This window comes from Streptomyces sp. BI87, assembly GCF_025957665.1.
Classification (GTDB): Bacteria; Actinomycetota; Actinomycetes; order Streptomycetales; family Streptomycetaceae; genus Streptomyces; species Streptomyces albidoflavus.
In genome coordinates this window covers 4,608,523-4,632,994 of the sequence record NZ_CP110079.1, presented here as the reverse complement: position 1 = coordinate 4,632,994, position 24,472 = coordinate 4,608,523, and the positions used below count along the sequence as shown (strand labels likewise).

23 protein-coding genes and 1 pseudogene are annotated in these 24,472 nt (G+C 72.8%); 13 read left to right on the top strand and 11 right to left on the bottom strand.

All coding sequences use genetic code 11. From position 1 onward, the window contains the following. Positions 1–24: 24 nt before the first annotated feature. Both OIM89_RS20745 and OIM89_RS20740 read right to left on the bottom strand, forming a co-directional pair. Positions 25–1,182 carry an acyl-CoA dehydrogenase family protein gene (locus OIM89_RS20745; RefSeq protein ID WP_264491515.1) on the bottom strand — a complete coding sequence of 386 codons (1,158 nt, stop codon included), beginning with the start codon at positions 1,180–1,182 and terminating at the stop codon, positions 25–27. Between the two features lie 262 nt (positions 1,183–1,444). Continuing rightward, the gene (locus tag OIM89_RS20740) at positions 1,445–2,050 is read right to left on the bottom strand and encodes a TetR/AcrR family transcriptional regulator (protein WP_037665282.1); all 606 of its coding nucleotides are present in this window, start codon (positions 2,048–2,050) and stop codon (positions 1,445–1,447) included. A 124-nt stretch (positions 2,051–2,174) separates the two neighbouring features. On the opposite strand from OIM89_RS20740, the gene OIM89_RS20735 reads away from it, so the two are divergent. From OIM89_RS20735 to OIM89_RS20720, 4 genes are all read left to right on the top strand, one after another. Further along, positions 2,175–3,806: a carboxyl transferase domain-containing protein gene (locus OIM89_RS20735; protein ID WP_030697258.1), complete on the top strand. Its 1,632-nt coding sequence runs from the start codon at positions 2,175–2,177 to the stop codon at positions 3,804–3,806. A gap of 62 nt (positions 3,807–3,868) precedes the next feature. After that, a complete protein-coding gene (locus OIM89_RS20730) occupies positions 3,869–5,896 on the top strand; it encodes an acetyl/propionyl/methylcrotonyl-CoA carboxylase subunit alpha (protein WP_264491514.1) in 2,028 nt (675 codons plus the stop codon). After that, complete coding sequence (locus OIM89_RS20725) at positions 5,893–6,870, top strand: hydroxymethylglutaryl-CoA lyase (protein WP_047465094.1); 978 nt, start codon at positions 5,893–5,895, stop codon at positions 6,868–6,870. The genes OIM89_RS20730 and OIM89_RS20725 overlap by 4 nt, the downstream gene beginning before the upstream one ends. Before the next feature lie 59 nt (positions 6,871–6,929). Further along, entirely contained in the window at positions 6,930–8,105 is a 1,176-nt protein-coding gene (locus OIM89_RS20720; RefSeq protein ID WP_030697255.1) for an acyl-CoA dehydrogenase family protein, read from the top strand. 11 nt (positions 8,106–8,116) lie between these two features. On the opposite strand, the gene OIM89_RS20715 is transcribed toward OIM89_RS20720, so the two are convergent. The 7 genes and pseudogenes from OIM89_RS20715 to OIM89_RS20685 form a co-directional block, all read right to left on the bottom strand. Beyond that, positions 8,117–8,491, bottom strand: a complete 375-nt coding sequence (locus tag OIM89_RS20715; protein ID WP_226965244.1) for a hypothetical protein — start codon at positions 8,489–8,491, stop codon at positions 8,117–8,119. A 668-nt stretch (positions 8,492–9,159) separates the two neighbouring features. Then, on the bottom strand, positions 9,160–9,456 hold the full coding sequence (locus OIM89_RS20710) for a hypothetical protein (RefSeq protein WP_264491513.1): 297 nt from the start codon (positions 9,454–9,456) through the stop codon (positions 9,160–9,162). Between the two features lie 122 nt (positions 9,457–9,578). Further along, on the bottom strand, positions 9,579–10,148 hold the full coding sequence (locus OIM89_RS20705; protein ID WP_047465087.1) for a hypothetical protein: 570 nt from the start codon (positions 10,146–10,148) through the stop codon (positions 9,579–9,581). A gap of 258 nt (positions 10,149–10,406) precedes the next feature. Next, a complete protein-coding gene (locus tag OIM89_RS20700) occupies positions 10,407–10,931 on the bottom strand; it encodes a hypothetical protein (protein ID WP_047465083.1) in 525 nt (174 codons plus the stop codon). Positions 10,932–10,990: 59 nt separating this feature from the next. Next, on the bottom strand, positions 10,991–11,551 hold the full coding sequence (locus OIM89_RS20695; protein ID WP_030697251.1) for a hypothetical protein: 561 nt from the start codon (positions 11,549–11,551) through the stop codon (positions 10,991–10,993). Positions 11,552–11,638: 87 nt separating this feature from the next. Then, positions 11,639–12,624, bottom strand: a pseudogene (locus tag OIM89_RS20690) (NADH:flavin oxidoreductase). Further along, positions 12,621–13,448 (bottom strand): SDR family oxidoreductase, encoded by an 828-nt coding sequence (locus OIM89_RS20685; RefSeq protein WP_030697250.1) that lies wholly within the window; start codon positions 13,446–13,448, stop codon positions 12,621–12,623. Before OIM89_RS20685 ends, OIM89_RS20690 begins: the two are co-directional and overlap by 4 nt. A gap of 135 nt (positions 13,449–13,583) precedes the next feature. On the opposite strand from OIM89_RS20685, the gene OIM89_RS20680 reads away from it, so the two are divergent. Continuing rightward, complete coding sequence (locus OIM89_RS20680) at positions 13,584–14,201, top strand: TetR/AcrR family transcriptional regulator (protein WP_226965246.1); 618 nt, start codon at positions 13,584–13,586, stop codon at positions 14,199–14,201. 328 nt (positions 14,202–14,529) lie between these two features. Here the strand turns inward: OIM89_RS20680 and OIM89_RS20675 are convergent, their stop codons facing one another. Both OIM89_RS20675 and OIM89_RS20670 read right to left on the bottom strand, forming a co-directional pair. After that, the gene (locus OIM89_RS20675) at positions 14,530–14,967 is read right to left on the bottom strand and encodes a YybH family protein (RefSeq protein ID WP_030697248.1); all 438 of its coding nucleotides are present in this window, start codon (positions 14,965–14,967) and stop codon (positions 14,530–14,532) included. 86 nt (positions 14,968–15,053) lie between these two features. After that, positions 15,054–15,821 carry an SDR family NAD(P)-dependent oxidoreductase gene (locus OIM89_RS20670; RefSeq protein WP_030697247.1) on the bottom strand — a complete coding sequence of 256 codons (768 nt, stop codon included), beginning with the start codon at positions 15,819–15,821 and terminating at the stop codon, positions 15,054–15,056. Between the two features lie 156 nt (positions 15,822–15,977). Here OIM89_RS20670 and OIM89_RS20665 point away from each other — a divergent pair, with 156 nt between their 5' ends. From OIM89_RS20665 to OIM89_RS20630, 8 genes are all read left to right on the top strand, one after another. Further along, positions 15,978–16,604, top strand: coding sequence for a TetR/AcrR family transcriptional regulator (locus tag OIM89_RS20665; protein WP_264491512.1), 627 nt, complete (start codon positions 15,978–15,980; stop codon positions 16,602–16,604). Between the two features lie 98 nt (positions 16,605–16,702). Continuing rightward, a complete protein-coding gene (locus OIM89_RS20660; protein WP_047465072.1) occupies positions 16,703–17,569 on the top strand; it encodes a siderophore-interacting protein in 867 nt (288 codons plus the stop codon). Between the two features lie 334 nt (positions 17,570–17,903). Then, on the top strand, positions 17,904–19,361 hold the full coding sequence (locus tag OIM89_RS20655) for a pyridoxal phosphate-dependent decarboxylase family protein (RefSeq protein ID WP_030697244.1): 1,458 nt from the start codon (positions 17,904–17,906) through the stop codon (positions 19,359–19,361). Then, positions 19,345–20,655, top strand: a complete 1,311-nt coding sequence (locus tag OIM89_RS20650; protein WP_247860890.1) for a lysine N(6)-hydroxylase/L-ornithine N(5)-oxygenase family protein — start codon at positions 19,345–19,347, stop codon at positions 20,653–20,655. The genes OIM89_RS20655 and OIM89_RS20650 overlap by 17 nt, the downstream gene beginning before the upstream one ends. After that, positions 20,652–21,254 (top strand): GNAT family N-acetyltransferase, encoded by a 603-nt coding sequence (locus tag OIM89_RS20645; RefSeq protein WP_264491511.1) that lies wholly within the window; start codon positions 20,652–20,654, stop codon positions 21,252–21,254. Before OIM89_RS20650 ends, OIM89_RS20645 begins: the two co-directional genes overlap by 4 nt. Further along, positions 21,251–23,071 (top strand): IucA/IucC family protein, encoded by a 1,821-nt coding sequence (locus tag OIM89_RS20640; protein WP_030697241.1) that lies wholly within the window; start codon positions 21,251–21,253, stop codon positions 23,069–23,071. Before OIM89_RS20645 ends, OIM89_RS20640 begins: the two co-directional genes overlap by 4 nt. A gap of 86 nt (positions 23,072–23,157) precedes the next feature. After that, on the top strand, positions 23,158–24,066 hold the full coding sequence (locus OIM89_RS20635) for a DUF4429 domain-containing protein (protein ID WP_030697240.1): 909 nt from the start codon (positions 23,158–23,160) through the stop codon (positions 24,064–24,066). A gap of 119 nt (positions 24,067–24,185) precedes the next feature. Next, complete coding sequence (locus tag OIM89_RS20630) at positions 24,186–24,461, top strand: hypothetical protein (RefSeq protein ID WP_003948191.1); 276 nt, start codon at positions 24,186–24,188, stop codon at positions 24,459–24,461. Positions 24,462–24,472: the final 11 nt, after the last annotated feature.

Sequence of the window (24,472 nt, the reverse complement as noted above, 5' to 3'; positions counted from 1 at the left end):
TGCTGGGGTGCTGCCGGTCAGGTCTCAGAGACCCATGTTCTTCGCGATGATCATCTTCATGACCTCGCTGGTGCCGCCGTAGATGCGGTTGACGCGGTTGTCCGCGTACAGGCGGGCGATCGGGTACTCGTTCATGTAGCCGTAGCCGCCGTGCAGCTGGAGGCAGCGGTCGATGACGCGGGAGGCGACCTCGGTGCAGAAGAGCTTGGCGGAGGCGGCCTCGGCGGCGCTCAGCTCACCGGCGTCGTGGGCCTCCAGGGCGCGGTCGCAGACGGCCTCGGCGGCGTCGACCTCGGCCTGGCAGGCGGCCAGCTCGAACTTGGTGTTCTGGAAGGAGGCGACCGTCTTGCCGAAGACCGTGCGGTCCTGGACGTACTCCTTGGCGAACCGGATCGCGGCGGCGGCCTGGGCGTAGGCGCCGACGGCGATGCCCAGGCGCTCCTGGGGGAGGTTCTGGCCGAGGTAGGCGAAGCCCGTGTTCTCCTCGCCGAGCAGGTCCTCGACGGGGACCTTGACGTCGGTGAAGGAGAGTTCGGCGGTGTCGGAGGTGCGCAGGCCGAGCTTGTCGAGCTTGCGGCCGACGGCGTACCCCTCGGACTTGGTGTCGACCACGAAGAGGGAGATGCCGAAGCGGCGGTCCTCGGGGGTGGGCGCGGCGGTGCGGGCGCAGACGATGACGCGGTCGGCGTGGACGCCGCCGGTGATGAAGGTCTTGGCGCCGTTGAGCACGTAGTGGGTGCCGTCGGCCGAGAGCTTGGCGGTGGTCTTCATGCCGGCCAGGTCGGAGCCGGTGCCGGGCTCGGTCATGGCGATGGCGTACATGGTGGTGCCGGTGACGAAGTCGGGCAGCCACCGCTTCTTCTGGTCCTCGGTGGCGTACGCCTTGAGGTAGGGCAGGCAGAGCGCGACGTGGACGCCGGAGCCGCCGAAGGAGACGCCGGCGCGGGCGCACTCCTCGGAGATGATCGCCTGGTACTTGAAGGACTCCTCGCCGGCGCCGCCGAACTCCTCGGGCACCTCGATGCCGAAGATCCCCAGCTCACCCAGCTTGTAGTAGAACTCGCGCGGCGCCTGGCCGGCGGCCAGCCACTCGTCGTAGACCGGGACGACCTCGGCCTCGATGAAGGACCGGAGGGTGTCGCGGAACGCCTCGTGGTCCTCGTTGTACACCGTACGACGCATGGTGATGCTCCTAGATCGGCTCGGGACCGGCCGCCGGGCGGTCGGCCCACTCTCGTCCGGGCCGCGTCTCCGGTCCGGCCATGGGTGCGCAAGCACGCTTCGCCAACCAGCACAGACCACCCGGCTAAGCGCTTGCTCAGACGCAAGTTACCCGGCGGTTCCGGTGGCTGTCCAGGGCATGCGACGGCCGTCACGCGGCACCGGGAGCGCGGACACCGCGCGGTACGCGTCACTCCGGTGGAGCCATGCCCCGCCGGCCCCCTCAGCCCCGCGCGGGCGCCCCGGCGCCGGCCGCGAAGGCGCCGCGGGCGAGGCGGTGCAGCAGCTCGGACATGCCCGCCCGGCCCGGCAGGGCGCCCGGGCGGCCGAGGTGCGGAGTGGAGTTGAGCAGGCCGAACACCGCATGGACGGTCGCGCGGGCGGCGGGCTCGTCGAACTCCGGGTAGAGACGGCGGACGGCCTCGACCCACAACTCGACGTACTGGCGCTGGAGGCGGCGGACCCGCTTGCGGTCGGCGTCGCGCAGGCGGTCCAGCTCGCGGTCGTGGAGGGTGATCAGGGGGCGGTCGTCGAGGGCGAAGTCGATGTGGCCCGCGATGAGCGAGTCGAGGACGGCCTCGGGAGCCACCCCGGCGGCCCCCTCGGTGCGCCGCCTGCCGCCCTCCAGGAGCTGTTCGGAGATGCCGACGAGCAGTTCGGCGAGCATCGCGTCCTTGCCCGCGAAGTGGCGGTAGAGGCCGGGCCCGCTGATGCCGACGGCGGCCCCTATCTCGTCCACGCCGACCCCGTGGAAGCCCCGCTCGGCGAAGAGGCGGGCGGCCTCCTTGAGGATCTGCTCGCGGCGGGTGGGGGTGGCGGTGGGAGTCATGGAACTCATTCTAGACAGGGTCGTTAGCGGTCGTTAACCTGTCCGCAACGCGTTAACGGTCATTAACGCCGGAGCGGTCGCCCCACCGGAGGCCGCGCCGGTCACGGCAAGGGAGCCACAGGCCATGCGAGAGGCACCAGTGCTGGGGAGCGCCGCCGATCCGGCGTCCGACACCTGGCGGACCAACGAAGAGGCGCACACCAAGCTCGCCGCGCGGCTGCGCGAGAAGCTGGCCGAGGCCCGCCTCGGCGGCGGCGAACGCTCCCGGGCCCGCCACGTGGCCCGCGGCAAGCTCCTCCCCCGCGACCGGGTCGACGCCCTGCTCGATCCGGGCTCGCCCTTCCTGGAGCTGGCCCCGCTGGCCGCCGACGGGATGTACGGCGGGGGCGCCCCGGCCGCCGGGGTGATCGCCGGGATCGGGCGGGTCTCGGGCCGGCTCTGCGTGATCGTGGCCAACGACGCCACGGTCAAGGGCGGCACGTACTACCCGATGACGGTCAAGAAGCACCTGCGCGCCCAGGAGGTGGCGCTGGAGAACCGGCTCCCCTGCCTCTACCTGGTCGACTCCGGCGGCGCCTTCCTGCCGATGCAGGACGAGGTCTTCCCCGACCGGGACCACTTCGGCCGCATCTTCTACAACCAGGCGCGGCTGTCGGGCTCCGGCATCGCCCAGATCGCCGCCGTCCTCGGCTCCTGCACCGCCGGCGGCGCCTACGTCCCGGCGATGAGCGACGAGGCCGTCATCGTGCGCAACCAGGGCACGATCTTCCTCGGCGGGCCGCCGCTGGTGAAGGCCGCCACCGGTGAGGTCGTCACCGCGGAGGAGCTGGGCGGCGGCGAGGTCCACTCGCGCACCTCCGGCGTCACCGACCACCTCGCCGAGGACGACGCCCACGCCCTGCGCATCGTCCGCTCCATCGTCGCCACCCTGCCGCCCTCTCCCGAGCCCAGCTGGGAACTGCTCCCCGTCGAGGAACCGGCCCTGGACCCGGCGGGCCTGTACGGCGCCGTCCCGGCCGACTCGCGCACCCCGTACGACGTGCGCGAGGTCATCGGGCGCGTCGTCGACGGCTCGCGCTTCGCGGAGTTCAAGCAGGAGTACGGGCAGACGCTGGTCACCGGGTTCGCGCGTATCCACGGCCATCCGGTCGGCATCGTCGCCAACAACGGCATCCTCTTCTCGGAGTCCGCCCAGAAGGGCGCCCACTTCATCGAGCTGTGCGACCAGCGCGGCATTCCGCTGCTCTTCCTCCAGAACATCTCCGGCTTCATGGTCGGCCGGGACTACGAGGCGGGCGGCATCGCCAAGCACGGCGCCAAGATGGTCACCGCCGTCGCCTGCGCCCGCGTCCCCAAGCTCACCGTCGTCATCGGCGGCTCGTACGGCGCGGGCAACTACTCGATGTGCGGCCGGGCCTACAGCCCCCGCTTCCTGTGGATGTGGCCCAACGCCAAGATCTCCGTGATGGGCGGCGAGCAGGCCGCCTCGGTGCTGGCCACCGTCAAGCGGGACCAGCTGGAGGCACGCGGCGAGGAGTGGCCCGCCGAGGCCGAGGAGGAGTTCAAGGCGCCGGTCCGGGCCCAGTACGAGACGCAGGGCGACGCCTACTACGCCACCGCCCGCCTCTGGGACGACGGCGTCATCGACCCGCTGGAGACCCGCCGCGTCGTCGGCCTGGCCCTGACCGCCTGCGCCCAGGCGCCGGTCCCCGCGCGCGACTCCGAGGCCCAGGGCTTCGGCGTCTTCCGGATGTGAGCGGCATGGCCACCGACCAGGCACCACGCAGCGCCCCCGCCGCACCAGGAGGAGCCAGAACCATGTTCGACACGGTGCTCGTCGCCAACCGGGGCGAGATCGCGGTCCGCGTCATCCGCACCCTGCGCGAGCTGGGCGTGCGCTCGGTCGCGGTGTACAGCGACGCCGACGCCGACGCCCGGCACGTCCGCGAGGCCGACACGGCCGTACGGATCGGCCCGGCGGCCGCCGCCGAGAGCTATCTGCACATCCCCCGCCTGCTGGAGGCGGCCCGCCGCACCGGCGCCCAGGCGGTCCACCCCGGGTACGGCTTCCTCGCCGAGAACGCCGCCTTCGCGCGGGCCTGCGCCGAGGAGGGGCTGGTCTTCATCGGGCCGCCCGCCGACGCCATCGCGCTGATGGGCGACAAGATCCGCGCCAAGGAGACGGTGCGCGCGGCCGGGGTCCCCGTCGTCCCCGGCTCCTCGGGCAGCGGCCTGACCGACGCCGAGCTGGCCGCCGCCGCCCGCGAGATCGGCATGCCCGTCCTGCTGAAGCCGTCCGCGGGCGGCGGCGGCAAGGGCATGCGGCTGGTTCGCGAGGAGGCGGCGCTCGCCGAGGAGATCGCCGCCGCCCGGCGCGAGGCCCGCTCCTCCTTCGGCGACGACACCCTGCTGGTGGAGCGGTGGATCGACCGGCCCCGGCACATCGAGATCCAGGTACTGGCCGACGGTCACGGCAACGTAGTCCACCTCGGGGAGCGCGAGTGCTCGCTCCAGCGCCGCCACCAGAAGATCGTCGAGGAGGCGCCGAGCGTCCTGCTGGACGAGGCGACCCGGGCCGCGATGGGCGAGGCCGCCGTCCAGGCCGCCCGCTCCTGCGGCTACACCGGCGCCGGGACGGTCGAGTTCATCGTCCCCGGCGACGACCCGGCCGGGTACTGCTTCATGGAGATGAACACCCGCCTCCAGGTCGAACACCCCGTCACCGAGCTGGTCACCGGCGTCGACCTCGTCGAGTGGCAGCTGCGGGTGGCCGCCGGCGAACCGCTCCCCTTCGCCCAGGAGTCCATCACCCTCACCGGCCACGCCGTCGAGGCCCGCCTCTGCGCCGAGGACCCCGCCCGCGGCTTCCTCCCCTCCGGCGGCACCGTCCTCGCCCTCACCGAGCCCACCGGGCCGGGCGTCCGCACCGACTCGGGCCTGAGCGAGGGGACCGAGGTCACCAGCGTCTACGACCCGATGCTCGCCAAGGTCATCGCCTACGGCACCGACCGCCCCACCGCCCTGCGCCGCCTGCGCGCCGCCCTCGCCGGCACCGTCACCCTGGGCGTCCCCACCAACGCCGGGTTCCTGCGCCGCCTCCTCGCCCACCCCGACGTGGTCGCGGGCGCCCTCGACACCGGCCTCGTCGCCCGCGAGGCCGACGCCCTCGCCGACCCGGGCGTCCCGCCGGAGGTCTACGAGGCGGCGGCCGCCGTCCGCCTGGCCGAGCTGGCCCCCGTCCCCGACGCCCGGGGCTGGAGCGACCCGTTCGCCGCCGCCGACGGCTGGCGCCTGGCGGGCCCGCCCGCACCGGTCGTCCACCATCTGCGCGTCCCCGGCCAGGAGACCGTGGCGTACACCGCCGAGGCCCCCGACAGCCACCGGGTCACCGACGGCACCGTCGCCGTCACCCTCGACGGCGTACGGCACTCCTTCCGCCGGGCCGGGCAGTGGCTGGCCCGTGAGGGGGACGCCTGGCAGGTCACCGACGTCGACCCGGTCGCGGAGGCACTGGCCGGGGCCGACCGGGCGGCCGGGGCGAAGGCGCTGACGGCGCCGATGCCGGGCACGGTGACGCTGGTCAAGGTCGCCGTCGGCGAGGAGGTCGAGGAGGGGCAGGGCCTGCTGGTGGTCGAGGCGATGAAGATGGAGCACCTCATCTGCGCCCCGCACGCCGGCACCGTCACCGAACTCGACGTCTCCCCCGGCACCACGGTCGCCATGGACCAGGTCCTCGCCGTCGTCACCCCGCCGGAGGCCCCCGAGGTTCCCTCCGGGGACGCCCCCGCCGAGACCGCCGTCGTACGGCAGGCTCCCGCCACCCCCGCCGAGGAGGCCCAGGCATGACGGAATCACCCACTCCCGCCACCGGGCCCGGCACCCCGGGCCTGCCCATGGTGGTCCGCGCCGACGGGTTGCCCTCCCGGGTCCGCATCCACGAGGTCGGTCCGCGCGACGGCCTCCAGAACGAGAAGACGGTCGTCCCCACCGACGTCAAGGCCGAGTTCGTACGGCGCCTCGCGGCGGCCGGGCTCACCACCGTGGAGGCGACCAGCTTCGTCCGCCCCGAGTGGGTGCCCCAGCTCGCCGACGCCGAACAGCTCTTCCCGATGCTGGACGAGGTGCGCGAGGCCGGCACCGACCTGCCCGTGCTGGTCCCCAACGCCCGGGGCCTGGACCGGGCGCTGGCCCTCGGTGCCCGGCACGTCGCGGTCTTCGCCTCCGCCACCGAGACCTTCGCCCGCCGCAACCTCAACCGGACCGTCACCGAGTCCCTCGCCATGTTCGAGCCGGTCGTCACCCGCGCCAAGGCCGAGGGCCTGCGGGTCCGCGGCTACCTCTCGATGTGCTTCGGCGACCCGTGGGAGGGCCCGGTCCCCGAGGCCCAGGTGGTCCAGGTCGCCGCAGCCCTGCACGCCATGGGGTGCGACGAACTCTCCCTCGGCGACACCATCGGCGTCGCCACCCCCGGCCAGGTCGGCTCCCTGCTGCGCGCCCTGCACGCGGCGGGGGTCGATCCCGGCGCCCTGGCCGTCCACTTCCACGACACCTACGGCCAGGCCCTCTCCAACACCCTCGCCGCCCTCCAGCACGGCGTCACCGTCGTCGACGCCTCCGCCGGGGGCCTCGGCGGCTGCCCGTACGCCCAGAGCGCCACCGGGAACCTCGCCACCGAGGACCTGGTCTGGATGCTGCACGGCCTCGGCATCGACACCGGCACCGACCTCGGCGCGCTCGTCGCCACCAGCGACTGGCTCGCCGCCCGGCTGGGCCGCCCCAGCCCCTCCCGCACCGTCCGCGCCCTCTCCCACCAGGAGTAGCGCGCTCCCCCGCTCAGCCGCCGTACCCCGTCGCCGCAGCTCACTAGGAGTCGTACCCGATGTCCCTGGACCACCGGCTCTCCGCCGAACACGAGGAACTCCGCCGTACCGTCGAGGCGTTCGCCCACGATGTCATCGCCCCCAAGATCGGCGACCTCTACGAGCGCCACGAGTTCCCCTACGAGATCGTCCGCGAGATGGGCCGCATGGGCCTGTTCGGCCTGCCCTTCCCCGAGGAGTACGGCGGCATGGGCGGCGACTACCTCGCCCTCGGCATCGCCCTGGAGGAACTGGCCCGCGTCGACTCCTCCGTCGCCATCACCCTGGAGGCGGGCGTCTCGCTGGGCGCCATGCCGATCCACCTCTTCGGCACCGAGGAGCAGAAGCGCGCATGGCTGCCGCGCCTGTGCTCCGGCGAGATCCTCGGCGCCTTCGGCCTCACCGAGCCCGGCGCGGGCTCCGACGCCGGGGGCACCCGCACCACCGCCCGCCTGGACGAGGCGACGAACGAGTGGGTCATCAACGGCGGCAAGTGCTTCATCACCAACTCCGGCACCGACATCACCGGCCTGGTCACCGTCACCGCCGTCACCGGCCGCAAGCCCGACGGCTCCCCGCTGATCTCCGCGATCATCGTCCCCTCGGGCACCCCCGGCTTCACCGTGGCCGCCCCGTACTCCAAGGTCGGCTGGAACGCCTCCGACACCCGCGAACTCTCCTTCGACGAGGTCCGCGTCCCCGCCGCCAACCTCCTCGGCGAAGAGGGCCGCGGCTACGCCCAGTTCCTCCGCATCCTCGACGAGGGCCGCATCGCCATCGCCGCCCTCGGCACCGGCCTCGCCCAGGGCTGCGTCGACGAGTCGGTCAAGTACGCCGCCGAACGCCACGCCTTCGGCAAGCCCATCGGCGCCAACCAGGCCATCCAGTTCAAGATCGCCGACATGGACACCCGCGCCTACACGGCCCGCCTCGCCTGGCGCGACGCCGCCAGCCGCCTGGTCGCCGGCGAACCCTTCAAGAAGCAGGCCGCCGCCGCCAAGCTCTACTCCTCCACCGTCGCCGTCGACAACGCCCGCGACGCCACCCAGATCCACGGCGGCTACGGCTTCATGAACGAGTACCCGGTCGCCCGTATGTGGCGCGACTCCAAGATCCTGGAGATCGGCGAGGGCACGAGCGAGGTCCAGCGGATGCTGATCGCGCGGGAGTTGGGGGTGGGTGGGGGGCGGGGGTGAGCCCGCTGCCTCTACAGGAAGGGGAAGACCCGGTAGAAGAAGGTCCGCACGGCACCGCCCGGGGTGAGGTTGCGGGTGTTGACCCCGCACAGCAGGACCGCCAGCGCCACGTCCGTGGCGTCGGCGGGCCCCCGCACGCTCACGGTCGCGCTCTTCCCCTCGCCCCGGCGCGGCCGGTGGGTCACTATCTCCACGCCCTCCCGTGCCAGCGCGCGGTGCCGGTGCCGGCGGCTGGTCGCGTAGTAGCGGTACGCGCGACCAGCCACCTCGAAGCGCAGGGCACGGCCCTGCCTGCTGAACGCCCACCGGTCGCGCCGCAGCGGGACGCTCTCCCCGGCCACCATGAGCTGCCCGGAGGCCAGAGAGGGCTTACCCCCAAGGGCCACCCGCTGAAGGTCACCAGGGGGACGGACTTCCCGCGGAGCTCCGTGACGAAGTGGGGTCCGACAAGCCGGGCCGGAGTCTCCGTCTCGACGTGCCGGAACTCACCCAGCGAACCCCGGTAGCCGTGCTTCCGGTGCCACCGGGGGCCCGTCTGCTTCCAGCGTTTCAGGGTGTATCTGCTCTCCCGCGACCCCATGCCCCTACCGCCCCTCCTCCGGTGCCCACGGCACCTCGCGCCCCCATTGAACCTCCTCGCCCACGCGGACACACAGCCGCATCACCAGTTCTCGCGGCCCAACCCCCGTGCTGAAGCCGCCACTTGCCGTCGCTACGGCCGAGCGTCCGCCTCACCCGCGCCCGTCCTCAGGAGGTCCGCCGGCCGGCTCACCGCCGCACGTTGCCCCGGGGCGAAGGGTCAGGCCCCCCGCGCCCGCGTCAACGCCTCGGCACCCCGGACCGGCCCGGTGGCGTCGACCAGGGACGCGCCCTCCGCCACCAGGTCCTCCGTGCCGACCGGGACGGCCCAGGCTGCTGCCCGCCGGCGATCCTCACCGGGCGGCAGCCCGGGCCTCCTCTGTCCTCTTTGCCGTACGCGACTTCAGACGCGCCTCAGTTCCTCTTCCGGACGGATGCGGCGCACCCGGTCCTCACGGACGAGGCCGTGCTGTCCTCAGGCGACGACAGGCTCCGCCGCGAACTCCTCCTCGACCGGGAGCAGGTCGGTGATCAGCTGCCACACCTGCTTCGGGTCGACCCGGACCAGTTTCAGCGGGGTCGTGTCGTCCACCTGGCCGGGCAGGATCGGCTCGCCGGGCAGTTCGCGGTGCCAGTAGCCGAGCGGGCCGCAGTCCCAGACGGCGAAACCGCGCACCTGCATGGCCAGCTTGCCCTCGTCGTGGCCCTGCCAGGCGGCCGTCATCCGCCAGCTGGACCGCATCCCCGCGACGAGCTTGGCGAGGGTGGACACCTCAGACTTCCGGGTGAGCCCCGCGCCGCTGCGGGAGGCGGAAACGGCCTCGGGTGCTGTCGTAGGAGGGCAGGGTGTGTCACTTTCGGTCGGACGGGCGGGGCGCGGAATCGGTCCGCTCCTCAGTCGAGCCAGGTGAGAGAGCGGGAGAAGACGGAGCGGATCGCGCCGTTCCGGGTGAGGTTGCGGGTGTCGACGCCGCACATCACCGCCGCCAGGGCCACATCCGTCGGTGTGACTGCTCCGGTAATGGTGAACGTGACCTTCTTGGCCTTGCCGCGTCCGTGGTGCTGGGTACGGATCTCCACCCCGTCGCGGATCAGGGCGTGGTTCTTCGTGCCCCCGCTGGTGGCTTGGTACCGGTAGCTCCTGCCCTCGACTTGCATCTTGACGGCGCGGCCCGCCCTGGTCTGCGCCCACCGGTTCCGCCGCAGCCGGACCCCTGCTCCCCCGAGGGTCAGGGAGGCGAACAACAGGGAGGGGGTACGCACGTACGCCCACCCGTCGAAGGTGGTGGTGGGGACGCGGTCCCCGGTCACCTCGGTCACGTGGTGATCGCCGTGCCTGCGGGCCGGATAGACCACCTCGATGCGCCCGAAGGACGACGCTTCGCCCCGGTACCCGAACTTCCAGTCCAGGCGGTGGCCCGACCGGTCCTCCCAGTAGCCGAGCGTGAACGTTCGCTGTTCCATACGTCCCTTCCCATCGCACCGGCCGACGCGGAAGCGGGCCGTCCCGTATCAGTCGGACGGGTTGAGGGCACTCCCCAGTTTCGAGGCACCATAGGCCAGGGCCCTTCCTGTCTTCTCAGCTCTGTCACCGACCCAGTCCTTCGCCTTCTCGGCACCTTTGCTGATGTCGTCCCAGTCGCCCCAGTTGTCCCAGGCGAGGGTGCCCGCGTGGGCGACGCCGGTGCCGACCGCGAGGCCGATGGTGACCGGGTGGGCAGTTCAGCTCTCCTGCCGCGCCCGGTTGAGCGCCTCCAGCAGCCTTTCCCGGTCGTGCGTCGCGATCAGCAGCGCCTCCCCCTCCTCGGTCTCCACCACGAACTCCTCCATGCCCAGGGGCACCGCCCACGCCCCGCCCACGAGCCTCGGCGGGCCAGTCTCCCGGCTCCTGCGGCGCATTTCCGCCAGCTCCTCCGGCGTGCTGGACTTCAGGAAGGCCATCAGTTCGGACGCGGAGGGCTGTTCGCGTGCCTCTCGTATCGACTCCGGGGTGAGGGAGGCGACCGGGATCGTCTCCCGGCCCACGGTGAGGTGGCCGTCCCGCAGGCGGATGCGGTGGTAGCGGCGTTTGGAGAGAGGGACGCCGTTGAAGACGACGGCGAAGAGGGCTGAGGAGCCGAGGATCACGAACCACACCGTGCTGTTCTCGGGGAGGAGCTTGGTGCCCTGCCAGACGACCCAGGCGGTCAGCACCACCAGGGTGCCGATCGTCCAGCGCCTGGGCAGTTTCTCCTCGTAGACCACCATGTCCCCGTCACCCCTACCGCGAGCCGTGTCGACCAGGCTACGACCCGTCACCGACACCCTCAGACCCCCCGCGCCCGCGTCAACGCCCCCAGCAACCCCGCCCGGTCCCGCGTGGCGATGACCAGGGACGCGCCCTCCACCGTCTCCACCACCAGCTCCTCCATGCCGACCGGGACCGCCCACGCCCCGCCCACCAGCCGCGGCCGGGTGAGGGCGTTGGTGCGGCGACGGGCTTCCTTGAGCTGGTCGGGGGTGAGGGAGGCGCGGTACTCGCGCAGGCCGGCGCGGTCTGGTTCGCCGGCGGCGGCGGTGAGGGAGACGGGGGTGAGGGAGGCGACGGCCAGGCGTTCGCGGCCGACGCGGAGTTCGCCGTCGGCGAGGCGGATGCGGTGGTAGAGGCGTTTGGAGAGGGGGACCGCGAGGAGGCAGAGGAGAAGGAGCAGGGACATGGCGCAGACCACCAGCCAGGCGGTGAGCTCGTCCGGGAGGAGCTGGAACGCCTGGTAGACGGCCCAGAGGGCGTAGGCGGCGAGGCAGATCCGGGTCCAGGTGCGGGGCGGGTCCTCCTGGTAGGTGACCGTACGGTCCACGGCGGGGGTGGCCTGGCCTCGCTGGTCCATGGGGCCTCCTGTGCGGTGCGGTGGCGAGGACGGACAGCGGACAGCGTACGAACGTCCTCGCCACCGGGGCCCGGCGGGGCGGCCGGGTCAGGAGGCCGCCGGGGTGGCGAGGGGGCAGTGGGTGCCGCTGAAGATGGTCGGCATGCCCTTGTTGCAGTGGATGCACAGGGAGCGGGTGGTGGCGTCGTCCCGCATGCGGCGGATCAGGTCGGGTTCGCGGAGGAGGGCGCGGACGAGCTGCCGGCGGTGAGTTCGAGGGCGTCGACGCTGCCGTCCGCCTGGAGCCACTGGGCCACCTGGAGGCTCTCGTCGAGCCAGAGGCCGCCGGGGACGCCGTCGTCCAGGTTGAGCTTGGCGAGGATCGCGATCCGGTCGCCGACGGCCTCCCGGACGGCGCGGGCGGCGTCCCGGGCCACCCGGGCACGGTGGGCGAGCGAGCCGCCGTACTCGTCCTTGCGCTTGTTGAGCTTCGGGCTGAGGAAGGAGCTGGCGAAGTAGTTGTGGCCGAGGTGGATCTCGACGGCGTCGAAGCCCGCGTCGACGGCGAGCCGGGCGGCCTCGGCGTGGCCGCGGGTGATGCGGGCGATGTCCTGGCGGCTCGCCTGGCGGATGACGCCGAGGCTCCGCGGGTTGAAGTTCGGCGAGGAGGAGACGGCGGGCAGACCGTTGGAGCGTCCGTCGGCGACCGGACCGGCGTGGCCGATCTGGGCGGAGGCGGCCGCGCCCTCGGCGTGTACGGCGTCGGTGAGGCGGCGCAGGCCGGGCAGGGCCTCGGGTCGCATCCAGATCTGGTCGCGCTCGGTCCGGCCGTCGGGGGCGACGGCGCAGTGGGCGACGGTGGTGAGGGCGACACCGCCGGCGGCGTGGCGGCGGTGGAAGTCGATCAGCTCGTCGCTGACCAGCGCCCCCGGGGTCATCCCCTCGAACGTGGCCGCCTTGATGAAGCGGTTGCGCAGGGTGAGAGGGCCGAGGCGGGCGGGTTCGAAGAGGGCCGGAGGGGGTGGTGCGCGGCTGCATGGTGCTGTCCTGCCTGCGGTGCGGCGGGCAGTGGGCCCGGGTGCGGTTCGGGTCAGCGGGGCATGGCCGTGGGCTGGGCGTCGGGGCGCAGGGCGGCGTCCGTGCCGCCGTCGACGGTGAGGGTCGCCCCGGTGGTGAACCCGGCCTCAGGGCTGAGGAACTGGGCGACCCAGAAAGCGATGTCGGCGGGGCGGCCGAAGATCCCGCGCGGCATCGGGGTGGGGAAGGCATCCGGGTCGAGGTCGTCCTCGGACATGGTGGAGCCGGTCATCAGCGGGGTGACGACGGCGCCGGGGGCGATGGTGTTGAGGGTGATGCCGCGCCGGGCCCACTCGGGGGTGACGGCGGTCCGCCTGACCCAGCGGGCGAGGGCGAACTTCGAGGTGGCGTAGGCGCTGATGCTGGGGCTGGTGGCGGCCAGTTCGGCGGGGAGGGAACGCTGCGCGCCGGCCGCGTGGGCACGGGCGGCCTCCTCGTCGCCGGCGAGGAGCAGGCCGACGAGGTGGTCGTCGATCATCGGCACGGTGGTGGCCGAGTTGGAGCCGATGACGACGGCGCGGCCGCCGCCGTTTCGCTCCAGGGCGGGGCGCAGGGCGTCGAGGAGGGCGACGGGGCCGAAGTAGTTGATCGAGGCGACGGCGGCCGCGTCGGGGAGGTTCGGGCCGACGCCTGCCACGGCGGCGACGCCGTCCAGGGCCCCGTCGCAGAGCCGCAGGATCTCGTCGGCGGCGTGACGGCGTCCGCCGGCGGTGCCGAGGTCGGCGGTGACGTCGGCGTCCCGCAGGTCGACGCCGACGACCTGGTGTCCGGCCTCCCGCAGCCGGGCCGCGCTGGCGGCCCCCATGCCCGAGGCGCTTCCGGTGACCGCGTACGTACCCATGACCGTGCTCCTTGCCTTGCTGCTGTTCGGCGCGGAGGGCCGTGTCGCGCGACCCGGCCTCCGCTTTCCCAACATAATCCAATCACTGATTGAACGGGAGTCCCGCGTGCTCCCGGCTGTGATGGAATGTGCGGCGTGACAGCGGACGCCTCGACCCGGCAGCGCCTCCTGGCGGCGGCCAAGCAGCTTTTCCTGGAGAAGGGGGCCGACCAGGTCTCCCTGCGCGCCGTCAACGCCGCCGCCGGGCTCAACCCGGGCGCGGTCCACTATCACTTCGGCTCCCGTGAGGGCCTGGTGTCGGCCCTGCTGGAACAGGAGCTGGGACCCGTCTGGAACTCCCGCTGGGCCGCCTCCTCCGAGGGCCGCGCGACCGGGGTCCAGGAGGTCCGGCGCCTGGTGGAGGGGCTGGTCGAGCCCTTCGCCGACCTGGTCGCGACACGCGACGGCCGGGTCCTGTGCCACCTCCTCGCCCGGACGGCCCTCCCCTCGGGCCAGCTCCCCCACGTCCCGACCGCCTTCACCCCGGCCCCCTTCGAGGTACGCGTCGGCCGGGCCCTGCCGGAGCTGTCCCCGAGGGAGGTCAGCGAGCGGTGCGCCCTCGCGTTCACCCTGGTGATGGAGACCTACGGGCGCCCGACGGCCAAGGGCCCCGCGGAGAACGCCTCCTTCCCGGCCACGGCGACGGTGACCGCCTTCGTCCTGGCCGGACTGACGGCGCCGCCGGCGCCCGAGGAGCCCGGCGGGTCCGCCTGAGCCGCTCCGGGCCGGCCCCGGACCGTCACCCCCCGGTCGCGAACAGGCCGAGGTCCGGGGTGAGCATGCCCGTGCCGACCCCGTACGTCCCGTCGTCGTTCGCGACCGGACAGGGGCCGACGAGGGCCAGGCGCCGGCGACCCGGCGACCTCGGCCAGGTCGTGCGTCCATCGGTCGACGAGGGACATGTCCTGGTACGGCTCCGTCCCGCGCACCGATCACCGCCGCACGTGCGCCCACGCGCTGACGGCCGACGCGGTGGCGGGCGGGGCGCCGCGGGAGCCGGCGCTGCCTGGACCCAGCTCCGGTCCGCCGCTACCTCGCCGTGCTACGAGGCTCGGCCTGCCGACGAGGACGGCTCGGGCGGCGAGGAGAGGTCCGGGAACGAGTGATGCTCGTGGGCGACCACCCACCGGCCGTCCTCCTTGCGCAGCCCCAGCGTCAACCGCAGGCGCAGCGCGGGGTGTTCGGCCAGTTCCCCGGGGGTGCCGCAGCGCAGGAGGGCGTGGGCGTACGCGACGTCCTGGCCGGCCGTGACGTCGAGGGTGTCGAGGGTGAACTCGGCGCCTGAGGCCTGCCAGGCGAAGAAGCCGGGCCAGACGGCGCGGTAGGCGTCGAGGCCGCGCAGCCCCTCGTACGGGGGCGGCACGTCGTACATCACGAGGTCGTCGGCGTGGTCGCGGACGACGGTGGCGAGGTCGCCGCGGTGGACGGCGGACGCCCACTCCTCGATGAGGCGGCGGATCTGTTCCTCGTCCTGGTTCACGGCGGCTCCTCGCGCGGTCGCTGCGGCGCGGCCCCGGAGCGGGGGCCGCGCCCTTCACCACGACGACCGTACGGCGGGCCGGAGGCTCAGACGGCGGCCCACCCGCCGTCGACCGGGAGGATCACCCCGTTGATGTTGCTGGCGGCGTCGGAGGCGAGGAAGACGATGGCCGCGGCCTGCTCCTCGGCCTGGGCGGGGCTGCCGACGTTGCGCATGTAGGAGCCGAGGACGGCGGGGCCGTGGGCCTCGCGGTCGGCGTCGACCTGGATATTGGTGGCGGTGCCGCCGGGCGCGACGGCGTTGGCGCGCAGACCCTTCTCGCGGTACATGACGGCGACGGACTTGGTGAGCCCGGCGACGCCGTGCTTGGAGGCGGTGTACGCGGCACCGGCGGCGCTGCCGCGCAGGGACGCCTCGGAGGCGGTGAAGACGATGGCGCCCTTGCCGGTGGCGAGCAGGTGCGGCAGTGCGGCGCGGGTCAGCAGGAACGGGGCGGTGAGGTTGACCCGGACGACCCGCTCCCACTCGGCGTCGTCGGTCTCCCCGGCGGCCGACATGCGGTCCATGATCCCGGCGTTGTTGACGAGGACGTCGAGGGAGCCGAACCGCTCGACGGAGGTGGCGACGACCTGGTCGACGACGGCCTGGTCGCTGAGGTCGCCGGCGACGGTGACGGCGGTGCCGCCCGCCTCGGTGATCTCCCGGGCGACGGCCTCGGCGGCCTCGCCGTTCAGGTCGGCGAGGAGGACCTTGGCGCCCTCGGCGGCGAAGCGCAGGGCCGCCGCCCTGCCTATGCCGGACCCGGCTCCGGTGACGACGACGGCGCGGCCCGCGAGGCCGGTGGTGCTGCTCATGGCGTGCTCCTGGGTTCAGGGGGTGTGCACGAGCGACGGTACCTCCTTTATGGCGGCGTGCGCCATAAAGGCAGAGTGCGCCACAAAGGCGTACGATCAGGCCGTGGACGTAGGATCACCGCAGGTGACGGCCGGGACGCGGGACGAGGTGAGGGTGTGGCGGAGGAGAAGGACGGGCGGCGGGTCGGCCGGCCGCCGCTGACCGAGCGGCGCAAGGCGGCCACGCGGCTGGAGATCGCCCGCGAGGCGGTCCGGCTCTTCGCGGCCCAGGGCGTCGCGGCCACCACGGCCGACGAGATCGCGGCGGCGGCCGGGATCTCCCCGCGCACCCTGTGGCGGTACTGCTCCTCCAAGGAGGAGTGCGTCGGCCCGCTGCTGACCACCGCCCTGGACGCGGCCGCCGAACGACTGACCTCCTGGCCGCGCGAGCGCACCCTGACCGACGGCATCAGCGCGCACCCGCCCGGCCGTTCGGCAACCGCCCTCGCCGAGGACGAGCAGGCGCTGCGCGACCTGGTCCGCCTGGTCCGCACCGAGCCGGGGCTGCGCGCGGTCTGGCTCCAGGTCCACCACGCGGCCGAACCGGCCCTCGCCCGCGTCTTCGCCGCCCGCACCGGCCTCTCCCCGGACGCCCTCGCACCCCGCGTCCAGGCCGCCCTGCTCAACACCGCCCTGCGCGTGGCCGTCGAGGAGTGGGCCTGGAACACCGCCCCGGGCGCCGGCTCCCCGGGCGAGGCCATCACCGAGGTACTGGCCATCGCGGAGGCGGGGCTGCCGCGCTGAGCCGCCGGCACGAGGGCGCCCCCTGCCTCTCCCCACGCCGCCATGGTGAGGTTAGGCTTACCTCAGCGCCATTTCGACGCCGAGGGAAGGCCCGTCTCATGACCACCACGCCCACCGCTCCCGCCCGTACGCCGTTCCGCTTCTTCGACGCGGAGGTGCGCGGCAGTCGACGCCTGTCGCCCTCGCTGGTGCGGCTCACCTTCGGCGGCGAGGAGCTGGCGCTCTTCGAGTCGGGCGGCCGGGACCAGAGTTGCTCGCTCTTCCTGCCGCACCCGGGGCAGCGCGTGCCGCGGGTGCCGGTCGAGGCGGGCGAGAACTGGTGGGCGGCATACCGGGCGATGCCCGAGGAGGAGCGGGCGGTGATGCGCTCGTACACCGTGCGGGCGCAGCGGCGGGCCGACGACGGGACGACCGAGTTCGACGTCGACTTCGCGCTGCACGGCGACAGCGGCCCGGCCTGCCGGTGGGCGGCGCGGGCGCTGCCCGGGGACCGGATCGTGGCGCTGGGCCCGGCGGTGACGGAGAACGTGTCGGTGCGGTTCCGGCCGCCGGAGTCGGCCGCGTGGGCGCTGATGTGGGCGGATGTGACCTCGCTGCCGGCCACCGAGGCGATCCTGGAGTGGCTGCCGGCCGGTTTCCCGGTGCGGCTGTGGATCGAGGTGCCGCACGCCGAGGACCGGCGCGAGCTGGCCACCGCGGCGGACGCCGAGATCACCTGGCTGGTCGCGGACGAGGGCGCCCCCTCGGCCGCCGAGGCGGTCCGGGCGGCGGAGCTGCCCGCGGGCGAGCCGTACGCGTGGATCGCCGGGGAGGCGGGCCGGATGCGGACGCTCCGCCGCCACCTGGTGGGCGAGCGCGGCTTCGACCGGCGGGCGGTGACCTTCGTCGGGTACTGGCGTGAGGGCGCGAGCGAGGAGCAGCTGCGCGCGGAGTCGCTGACGACCGGCAAACGGCGTACGGCCTGAGGAACCCGGCCCCGCGCACCCCGGAGAGGGGTGGGCGGGGCTCTTTGCGGTCCGCCCGGCTGACAGGGTGTCAGATACGCACACGTTCCCCACACGCCCACCGCAAACCCCGACCACTCGAACAAGAGGCGCGAAGGAGGACACGTCGGCCGCGAACCCGGCCCCCCCGGCGGACGCTTCACGGCCAAACGCTGCGCATCCGGCCACAGTTGACGTGAATCGCCCCCTGTGGACTTCCTCAGGTCGACATTAGGTTAGGCTCACCTAAGTCCATCGCCCCCTGTGGTGCTCACCCCCAGGAGCATCACTAGTCCCCTCACCGGGAGGACCGCTCATGAGTCTCCTCGCGCCCAGGTCTCACCTGCTGAACGACCTGAACGTGGAGGCGTACCGCCGCTCCGTCACCGAAGGTGTCGAGCGCGTGGCCGCATCGCTGACAGGTGCCACCAGCCCGTTCACCGGCGTCACCCCGGCCGCGCTCGCCCCCGTGGTCGACTCCGTCGACCTCGACCGCCCGCTCGGCGACACCGCCGCGGCGCTGGACGAGCTGACCGACGTGTACCTCCGTGACGCCGTCTACTTCCACCACCCGCGCTACCTGGCCCACCTCAACTGCCCGGTCGTCATCCCGGCGGTGCTCGGCGAAGCGGTCCTCTCGGCGGTCAACTCCTCCCTGGACACCTGGGACCAGTCGGCGGGCGGCACCCTCATCGAGCGGCGCCTCGTCGACTGGACGGCGGGCCGGATCGGACTCGGCGAGTGCGCCGACGGCGTCTTCACCAGCGGCGGCTCGCAGTCCAACCTCCAGGCGATGCTGCTCGCCCGCGAGGAGGCCAAGGCCGCGCACCCCACCCAGCTGCGCGTCTTCACCTCCGACGTCAGCCACTTCAGCGTCCGCAAGTCGGCGACGCTGCTCGGCCTCGGCCCGGACGCGGTGGTGACCATCCCCACCGACCGCGAGCGCCGCATGCGGATCGAGGTGCTCGCCGCCGAGCTGCGCCGCTGCGAGGCCGAGGGCCTGGTCCCGATGGCGGTCGTCGGCACCGCCGGCACCACCGACTTCGGCTCCATCGACCCGCTGCCCGAGATCGCCGAGCTGTGCGCCCGGCACAACACCTGGATGCACGTCGACGCCGCCTACGGCTGCGGTCTGCTCGTCTCGCCCACCCGGCGCGCGCTGCTCACCGGCATCGAGCACGCCGACTCGGTCACCGTCGACTACCACAAGTCCTTCTTCCAGCCCGTGAGTTCCTCCGCGCTGCTGGTCCGCGACGGTGCCACGCTACGGCACGCCACGTACCACGCGGACTACCTCAACCCGCGCCGGGCCGCCGAGGAGCGCATCCCCAACCAGGTGGACAAGTCGCTCCAGACCACCCGCCGGTTCGACGCCCTGAAACTGTGGATGACGCTGCGCGTGATGGGCGCCGACGGCGTCGGCCAGCTCTTCGACGAGGTCTGCGACCTCGCCGGCGAGGGCTGGAAGCTGCTCGTCGCCGACCCGCGCTTCGACGTGGTCGTCGAGCCCTCGCTCTCCACCCTGGTCTTCCGCTACCTGCCCGGGCAGCCCGCCGACCCGGCGCAGATCGACCGCGCCAACCTGTACGCCCGCAAGGCCCTGTTCGCCTCCGGTGACGCCGTCGTGGCGGGCACCAAGGTGGACGGGCGGCACTACCTCAAGTTCACCCTTCTCAACCCCGAGACGAAGGCGTCCGACATCGCCGCCGTCCTCGACCTCATAGCCGGCCACGCCGAGCAGTACCTGGGAGAGTCCCTTGTCCACGCCTCTTGAGCGATCGTCCCGCACCGCCTCCGGCTCCGCCGAGCCGCTCGACCTGCTCGGCATCGGCCTCGGGCCGTTCAACCTCGGGCTGGCCTGCCTCGCCGAGCCGCTGGACGAGATCGACGCGCTCTTCCTGGAGACGAAGCCGGACTTCGACTGGCACTCCGGCATGTTCCTGGACGGCGCCCACCTCCAGACGCCGTTCATGTCCGACCTGGTCACCCTGGCCGACCCGACCTCGCCGTACTCCTTCCTCAACTACCTGAAGGAGTCCGGGCGGCTGTACTCCTTCTACATCCGGGAGAACTTCTACCCGCTGCGCACGGAGTACAACGACTACTGCCGCTGGGCCGCCGCCCGCCTCAGCTCGGTCCGCTTCTCGACCACCGTCACCGAGGTGACGTACGACGAGGAGAACGCGCTCTACACCGTCACCACCGAACAGGGCGACACCTACCGCGCCCGCCACCTGGCGCTCGGCACCGGCACCCCGCCGCACATCCCCGAGCCCTGCCAGAACCTCGGCGGCGACGTGCTGCACAACTCCCGCTACCTGGAGCACAAAGCGGCCCTCCAGGCCAAGAAGTCGATCACCCTGGTCGGCAGCGGCCAGAGCGCGGCGGAGATCTACCACGACCTCCTCGCCGAGATCGACGTCCACGGCTACCAGCTGAACTGGGTCACCCGCTCGCCCCGGTTCTTCCCGCTGGAGTACACCAAGCTCACGCTGGAGATGACCTCCCCGGAGTACATCGACTACTTCCACGCGCTGCCCGAGGACACCCGGTACGGCCTGGAGCAGAAGCAGAAGAACCTCTTCAAGGGCATCGACGGCGAACTCATCAACGCCATCTTCGACCTGCTCTACGAGAAGAACGTGCGCGGCCCCGTCCCCACCCGGCTGCTCACCAACACCGCGCTCAAGACCGCTGCTTGGGACGAGTCCGAGGGCACGTACACGCTCGGGCTCCGCCAGGAGGAGCAGGGCAAGGACTTCGAGCTGAGCAGCGAGGGCCTGGTGCTGGCCACCGGCTACCAGTACCGCGTCCCCGGCTTCCTGGAGCCGGTCCGCGACCGCATCCGCTGGGACGGGCGCGGCCGGTTCGACATCGCCCGCAACTACAGCATCGACACCACCGGGCGCGGCATCTTCGTGCAGAACGCCGGCGTCCACACCCACGCCCTCACCTCCCCCGACCTGGGCATGGGCGCCTACCGCAACTCCGTCATCCTGCGCGAGCTGCTGGGCACCGCCCCCTACGCGGTGGAGAAGTCGATCGCCTTCCAGGAGTTCTCCGTATGACCACCCCCCGCACCGCGAAAGTCCGCCCCGACCGGCTCGCGATACGCCCCCTCGACCTGGACGCCGACGCCGGCCTGGTCCACGGCTGGGTCACCCACCCGAAATCGGCCTTCTGGCTGATGCAGGGGCTCAGCGTCGACGAGGTCCGCCGCGAGTACGCCTCGATCGCGGACCACCCGCACCACGACGCCTTCATCGGGCTGTACGAGGACTCCCCGGCCTTCCTCATGGAGCGGTACGACCCCGCCCACGTGGAGCTGGTCGGCCTCTACGACCCCGAGCCCGGCGACGTCGGCATGCACTTCCTCTGCGCGCCGACCGACACACCGCTGCACGGCTTCACCCGCGCGGTGATCTTCGCGGTCATGGAGTACCTCTTCGCCGACCCGGACACCGTCCGCGTCGTGGTCGAGCCCGACGTGCGCAACGCGGCCGTCCACGCGCTCAACGAGGCCGTCGGCTTCGAAATCGCCCGGAAGATCGCCAAGCCCGAGAAGGAGGCGTACCTGAGCGTCTGCACCCGGGACGCCTTCGAGGCGGCGAAAAAAGCGGCGGCCGTACCGGCGGGGGACGACACGAAGGAGCAGGCTCCCCGATGAGTGACACCAGCCCCACCGACCAGCTCGCCGCGCCCACCGCGCACCTCACCCCGGAGCTGTGGGCCGCCGCCGGGCGCCACCTGGTCCGCAAGGGCCTCGCCGAGTTCTCCCACGAGCGGCTGCTGACGCCCGAGCCGCTGCCCGGCGCCGAGCCGGACGCCGAGGGCCGCACCGCCCACCGCGTGGTGACCGACGACGGCGTGACCGAGTACCGCTTCGCGGCGAAACTGCTGAGCCTGGACCACTGGGACATCGCCGCCGACTCGATCACCCGGCACGGCGAGGGCGGCACCGAACTCCCGCTGGACGCCCTCGACTTCATCCTCGACACGCGGACCTCGCTGGGCATCGGCGACGCCATCCTCCCGGTCTACCTGGAGGAGATCTCCTCCACCCTCTCCGGCGCCGCCTGGAAACTGGCCCAGGCCCGCCCGAGCGCCGCCGAACTGGCCCGCGCCGGCTTCCAGGCCATCGAGACGGGGATGACCGAGGGCCACCCCTGCTTCGTAGCCAACAACGGGCGGATCGGCTTCGACGTCCGCGAGTACCACCAGTACGCCCCCGAGACCGCCTCCCCCATCCGGCTGCTCTGGCTGGCCGCCCGCCGCGACCGTTCCACCTTCACCAGCGGCGCCGGGCTCGACTACGACACGCTGGTCAAGGGCGAGCTGGACCCGGCGACGCTGGCCCGGTTCGCCGCCACCCTGGCCGATCAGGGGCTCGACCTGGCCGACTACCACCTGCTGCCGGTCCACCCCTGGCAGTGGTGGAACAAGCTCTCCGTCTCCTTCGCCGCCGAGGTCGCCCAGCAGCGCCTGGTCCTGCTCGGCGAGGGCGACGACGCGTACCTCGCGCAGCAGTCGATCCGGACCTTCTTCAACACCAGCCACCCCGACAAGCACTACGTGAAGACCGCCATGTCGGTGCTGAACATGGGCTTCATGCGGGGCCTGTCGGCCGCCTACATGGAGGCCACCCCGGCGATCAACGACTGGCTGGCCCAGCTCATCGCCGGTGACGAGGTCTTCCGGGCCGCGCGCTTCTCGATCATCCGAGAGCGCGCCGCCATCGGCTACCACCACCGCCAGTACGAGCGGGCCACCGACCGGTACTCGCCGTACCGCAAGATGCTGGCCGCGCTCTGGCGCGAGAGCCCGGTGCCGCAGCTCGGCGAGGGGCAGCGGCTGGCCACCATGGCCTCGCTGCTCCACACCGACGCCGACGGCGCCTCCCTGGCGGGCGCGCTGATCGCCGAGTCGGGGCTGGCCCCCGAGGTGTGGCTGCGCCGCTACCTGGACGCGTACCTCGTGCCGGTGCTGCACTCCTTCTACCAGTACGACCTGGTGTACATGCCGCACGGCGAGAACGTCATCCTCGTCATCGAGGACGGCGCGGTCGACCGGGTGATCTTCAAGGACATCGCCGAGGAGATCTGCGTCATGGACCCGGACGCGGTGCTGCCGCCCGCGGTCGAGCGCATCAAGGCCGAGGTGCCGGAGGAGATGAAGATCCTCTCGATCTTCACCGACGTCTTCGACTGCTACCTGCGCTTCCTCAACGCCACCCTGGCCGGCGAGGGCGTGCTCGACGAGGACACCTTCTGGCGCACGGCGGCGGAGAGCGTCCGCGCGTACCAGGAGTCCATGCCGCAGCTGGCCGACAGGTTCGCCCAGTACGACATGTTCGCGCCCACCTTCGCACTCTCCTGCCTCAACCGGCTCCAGCTGCGCAACAACCAGCAGATGGTCGACCTGGCCGACCCCTCGGGCGCCCTCCAGCTCGTCGGCGACCTGGTCAACCCCCTCGCGGGCCGCTGAGTCCCGCCCCACGCCACGGCGGGCGCCACCCGGGTACGGTCCCCGGGCGGCGCCCGCCGTCTCCTTCGTACTGAAAGAATCCCCGCATGGCGGAGATCACGCAGCGGGACGGCAGCTGGAGCTACGAGGACGGGCGCATACGGATCGTGCCGGGCGCCAAGGCCCATCCGGTGCGGCAGGTGCTCGGCGAGGTGGTGGTGCCGCTGACGGCGGTCGCCGGGATCACCTTCGAGCGGGACCGCAAGGGCGGGCGGCTCCGGCTGCGGCTGCGGGACGGGGCCTGCCCGGTGGTGCGGGCCGCCGAGGGACGGCTGCCCGAGGGCGCCGACCCGTACCGGCTGGTGGTCGAGTCGGGCCGGGAGGACCTGGCCGAGTACGTCGTGGCCGAGGTACGCCAGGCGCTGCTGCTGGAGCAGATCCCCGAGGGCCCGGTCGAGCGGTTCCTGCTGCCCGGTCCGGCGCTGCCGGTGTCGGGCGGCGGCGGGGACGGGACGGCCGCCTTCGACGGGCGTGAGGTACGGCTGACCTGGAACTGGAAGGGCAAGGAGACGAAGACCTCCGCCGGCCCGACCACGCTGGCCCTCGCCGACCTCACCGGCGTCTCCTGGGTGCCCGCCCAGGGCCTGGAGAACGGGCACCTCCGCTTCCTCACCCGCTCCGGCGGCGGCAAGACCGTGGCGCCCGAGCACGACCCGCACGCCCTGGACCTGTGGGGCCTGTCGAAGAAGGAGCACACGGCCGTGCTGGTCGCGGCGGCGGTCCTGGTGGCGCTGGCGGCCCGGGGCGAGCCGGAGCGCACTCCCGGCGCACTCGACAGGGCCGAGGCGCCCGCCCAGCTCCCGCTGCCGTCCGCCCCGGCCCCGCAGGCCGCCTCCGCCGACGACCCGGACGCGCTGCTGCGCCGGCTGCGGGAGCTGGGCGAGCTGCATCGGGACGGGGTGCTCACGGACGAGGAGTTCAGCCTCGCCAAGCAGGCGGTGCTGCGCCGGCTCTGAGCGCGGCCGGAGCACGCGAAGCCGCTGGAATCCCCCATTCCGCCCCACTTACCCCTCCCCCGTGCCCGATATCGGGCAGGAATGTTGCGAAACCCGTCCGCGCGACCCAGTATCGATCCGTGCTCGAACGCCGTACGAACCACGACGACCTGGTCGACCACCTGGTCCGCACCACGCCGCTGAGCCGCGGCGAGGCCGGCCGGGTGGTCATGGACGTCCTGGCGTACTTCGACGAGACGACCGAGGAGTGCGTCCGCCGCCGTCACCGCGAACTCCAGGCCCAGGGCCTGGGCAACACGGAGATCTTCGAGCGGATCGCCGAGGAGCTGCCGCGCAGGGCCGTGGCGCCCCCGGCACTCTCCCTGCGCCAGCTGCGGCGCATCGTCTACGGCTGACCAGGCCGCCC

Bases quoted from the DNA above. Each gene is read 5' to 3' on its own strand.
- OIM89_RS20720 (WP_030697255.1), top strand. From the start codon at position 6,930: ATGTCCCTGGACCACCGGCTCTCCGCCGAACACGAGGAACTCCGCCGT.
- OIM89_RS20740 (WP_037665282.1), bottom strand. From the start codon at position 2,050: ATGACTCCCACCGCCACCCCCACCCGCCGCGAGCAGATCCTCAAGGAG.
- OIM89_RS20705 (WP_047465087.1), bottom strand. From the start codon at position 10,148: ATGGAACAGCGAACGTTCACGCTCGGCTACTGGGAGGACCGGTCGGGC.
- OIM89_RS20700 (WP_047465083.1), bottom strand. From the start codon at position 10,931: ATGGTGGTCTACGAGGAGAAACTGCCCAGGCGCTGGACGATCGGCACC.
- OIM89_RS20670 (WP_030697247.1), bottom strand. From the start codon at position 15,821: ATGAGCAGCACCACCGGCCTCGCGGGCCGCGCCGTCGTCGTCACCGGA.
- OIM89_RS20695 (WP_030697251.1), bottom strand. From the start codon at position 11,551: ATGGACCAGCGAGGCCAGGCCACCCCCGCCGTGGACCGTACGGTCACC.
- OIM89_RS20640 (WP_030697241.1), top strand. From the start codon at position 21,251: ATGAGTGACACCAGCCCCACCGACCAGCTCGCCGCGCCCACCGCGCAC.
- OIM89_RS20645 (WP_264491511.1), top strand. From the start codon at position 20,652: ATGACCACCCCCCGCACCGCGAAAGTCCGCCCCGACCGGCTCGCGATA.
- OIM89_RS20655 (WP_030697244.1), top strand. From the start codon at position 17,904: ATGAGTCTCCTCGCGCCCAGGTCTCACCTGCTGAACGACCTGAACGTG.
- OIM89_RS20735 (WP_030697258.1), top strand. From the start codon at position 2,175: ATGCGAGAGGCACCAGTGCTGGGGAGCGCCGCCGATCCGGCGTCCGAC.
- OIM89_RS20685 (WP_030697250.1), bottom strand. From the start codon at position 13,448: ATGGGTACGTACGCGGTCACCGGAAGCGCCTCGGGCATGGGGGCCGCC.
- OIM89_RS20660 (WP_047465072.1), top strand. From the start codon at position 16,703: ATGACCACCACGCCCACCGCTCCCGCCCGTACGCCGTTCCGCTTCTTC.
- OIM89_RS20745 (WP_264491515.1), bottom strand. From the start codon at position 1,182: ATGCGTCGTACGGTGTACAACGAGGACCACGAGGCGTTCCGCGACACC.
- OIM89_RS20635 (WP_030697240.1), top strand. From the start codon at position 23,158: ATGGCGGAGATCACGCAGCGGGACGGCAGCTGGAGCTACGAGGACGGG.
- OIM89_RS20725 (WP_047465094.1), top strand. From the start codon at position 5,893: ATGACGGAATCACCCACTCCCGCCACCGGGCCCGGCACCCCGGGCCTG.
- OIM89_RS20730 (WP_264491514.1), top strand. From the start codon at position 3,869: ATGTTCGACACGGTGCTCGTCGCCAACCGGGGCGAGATCGCGGTCCGC.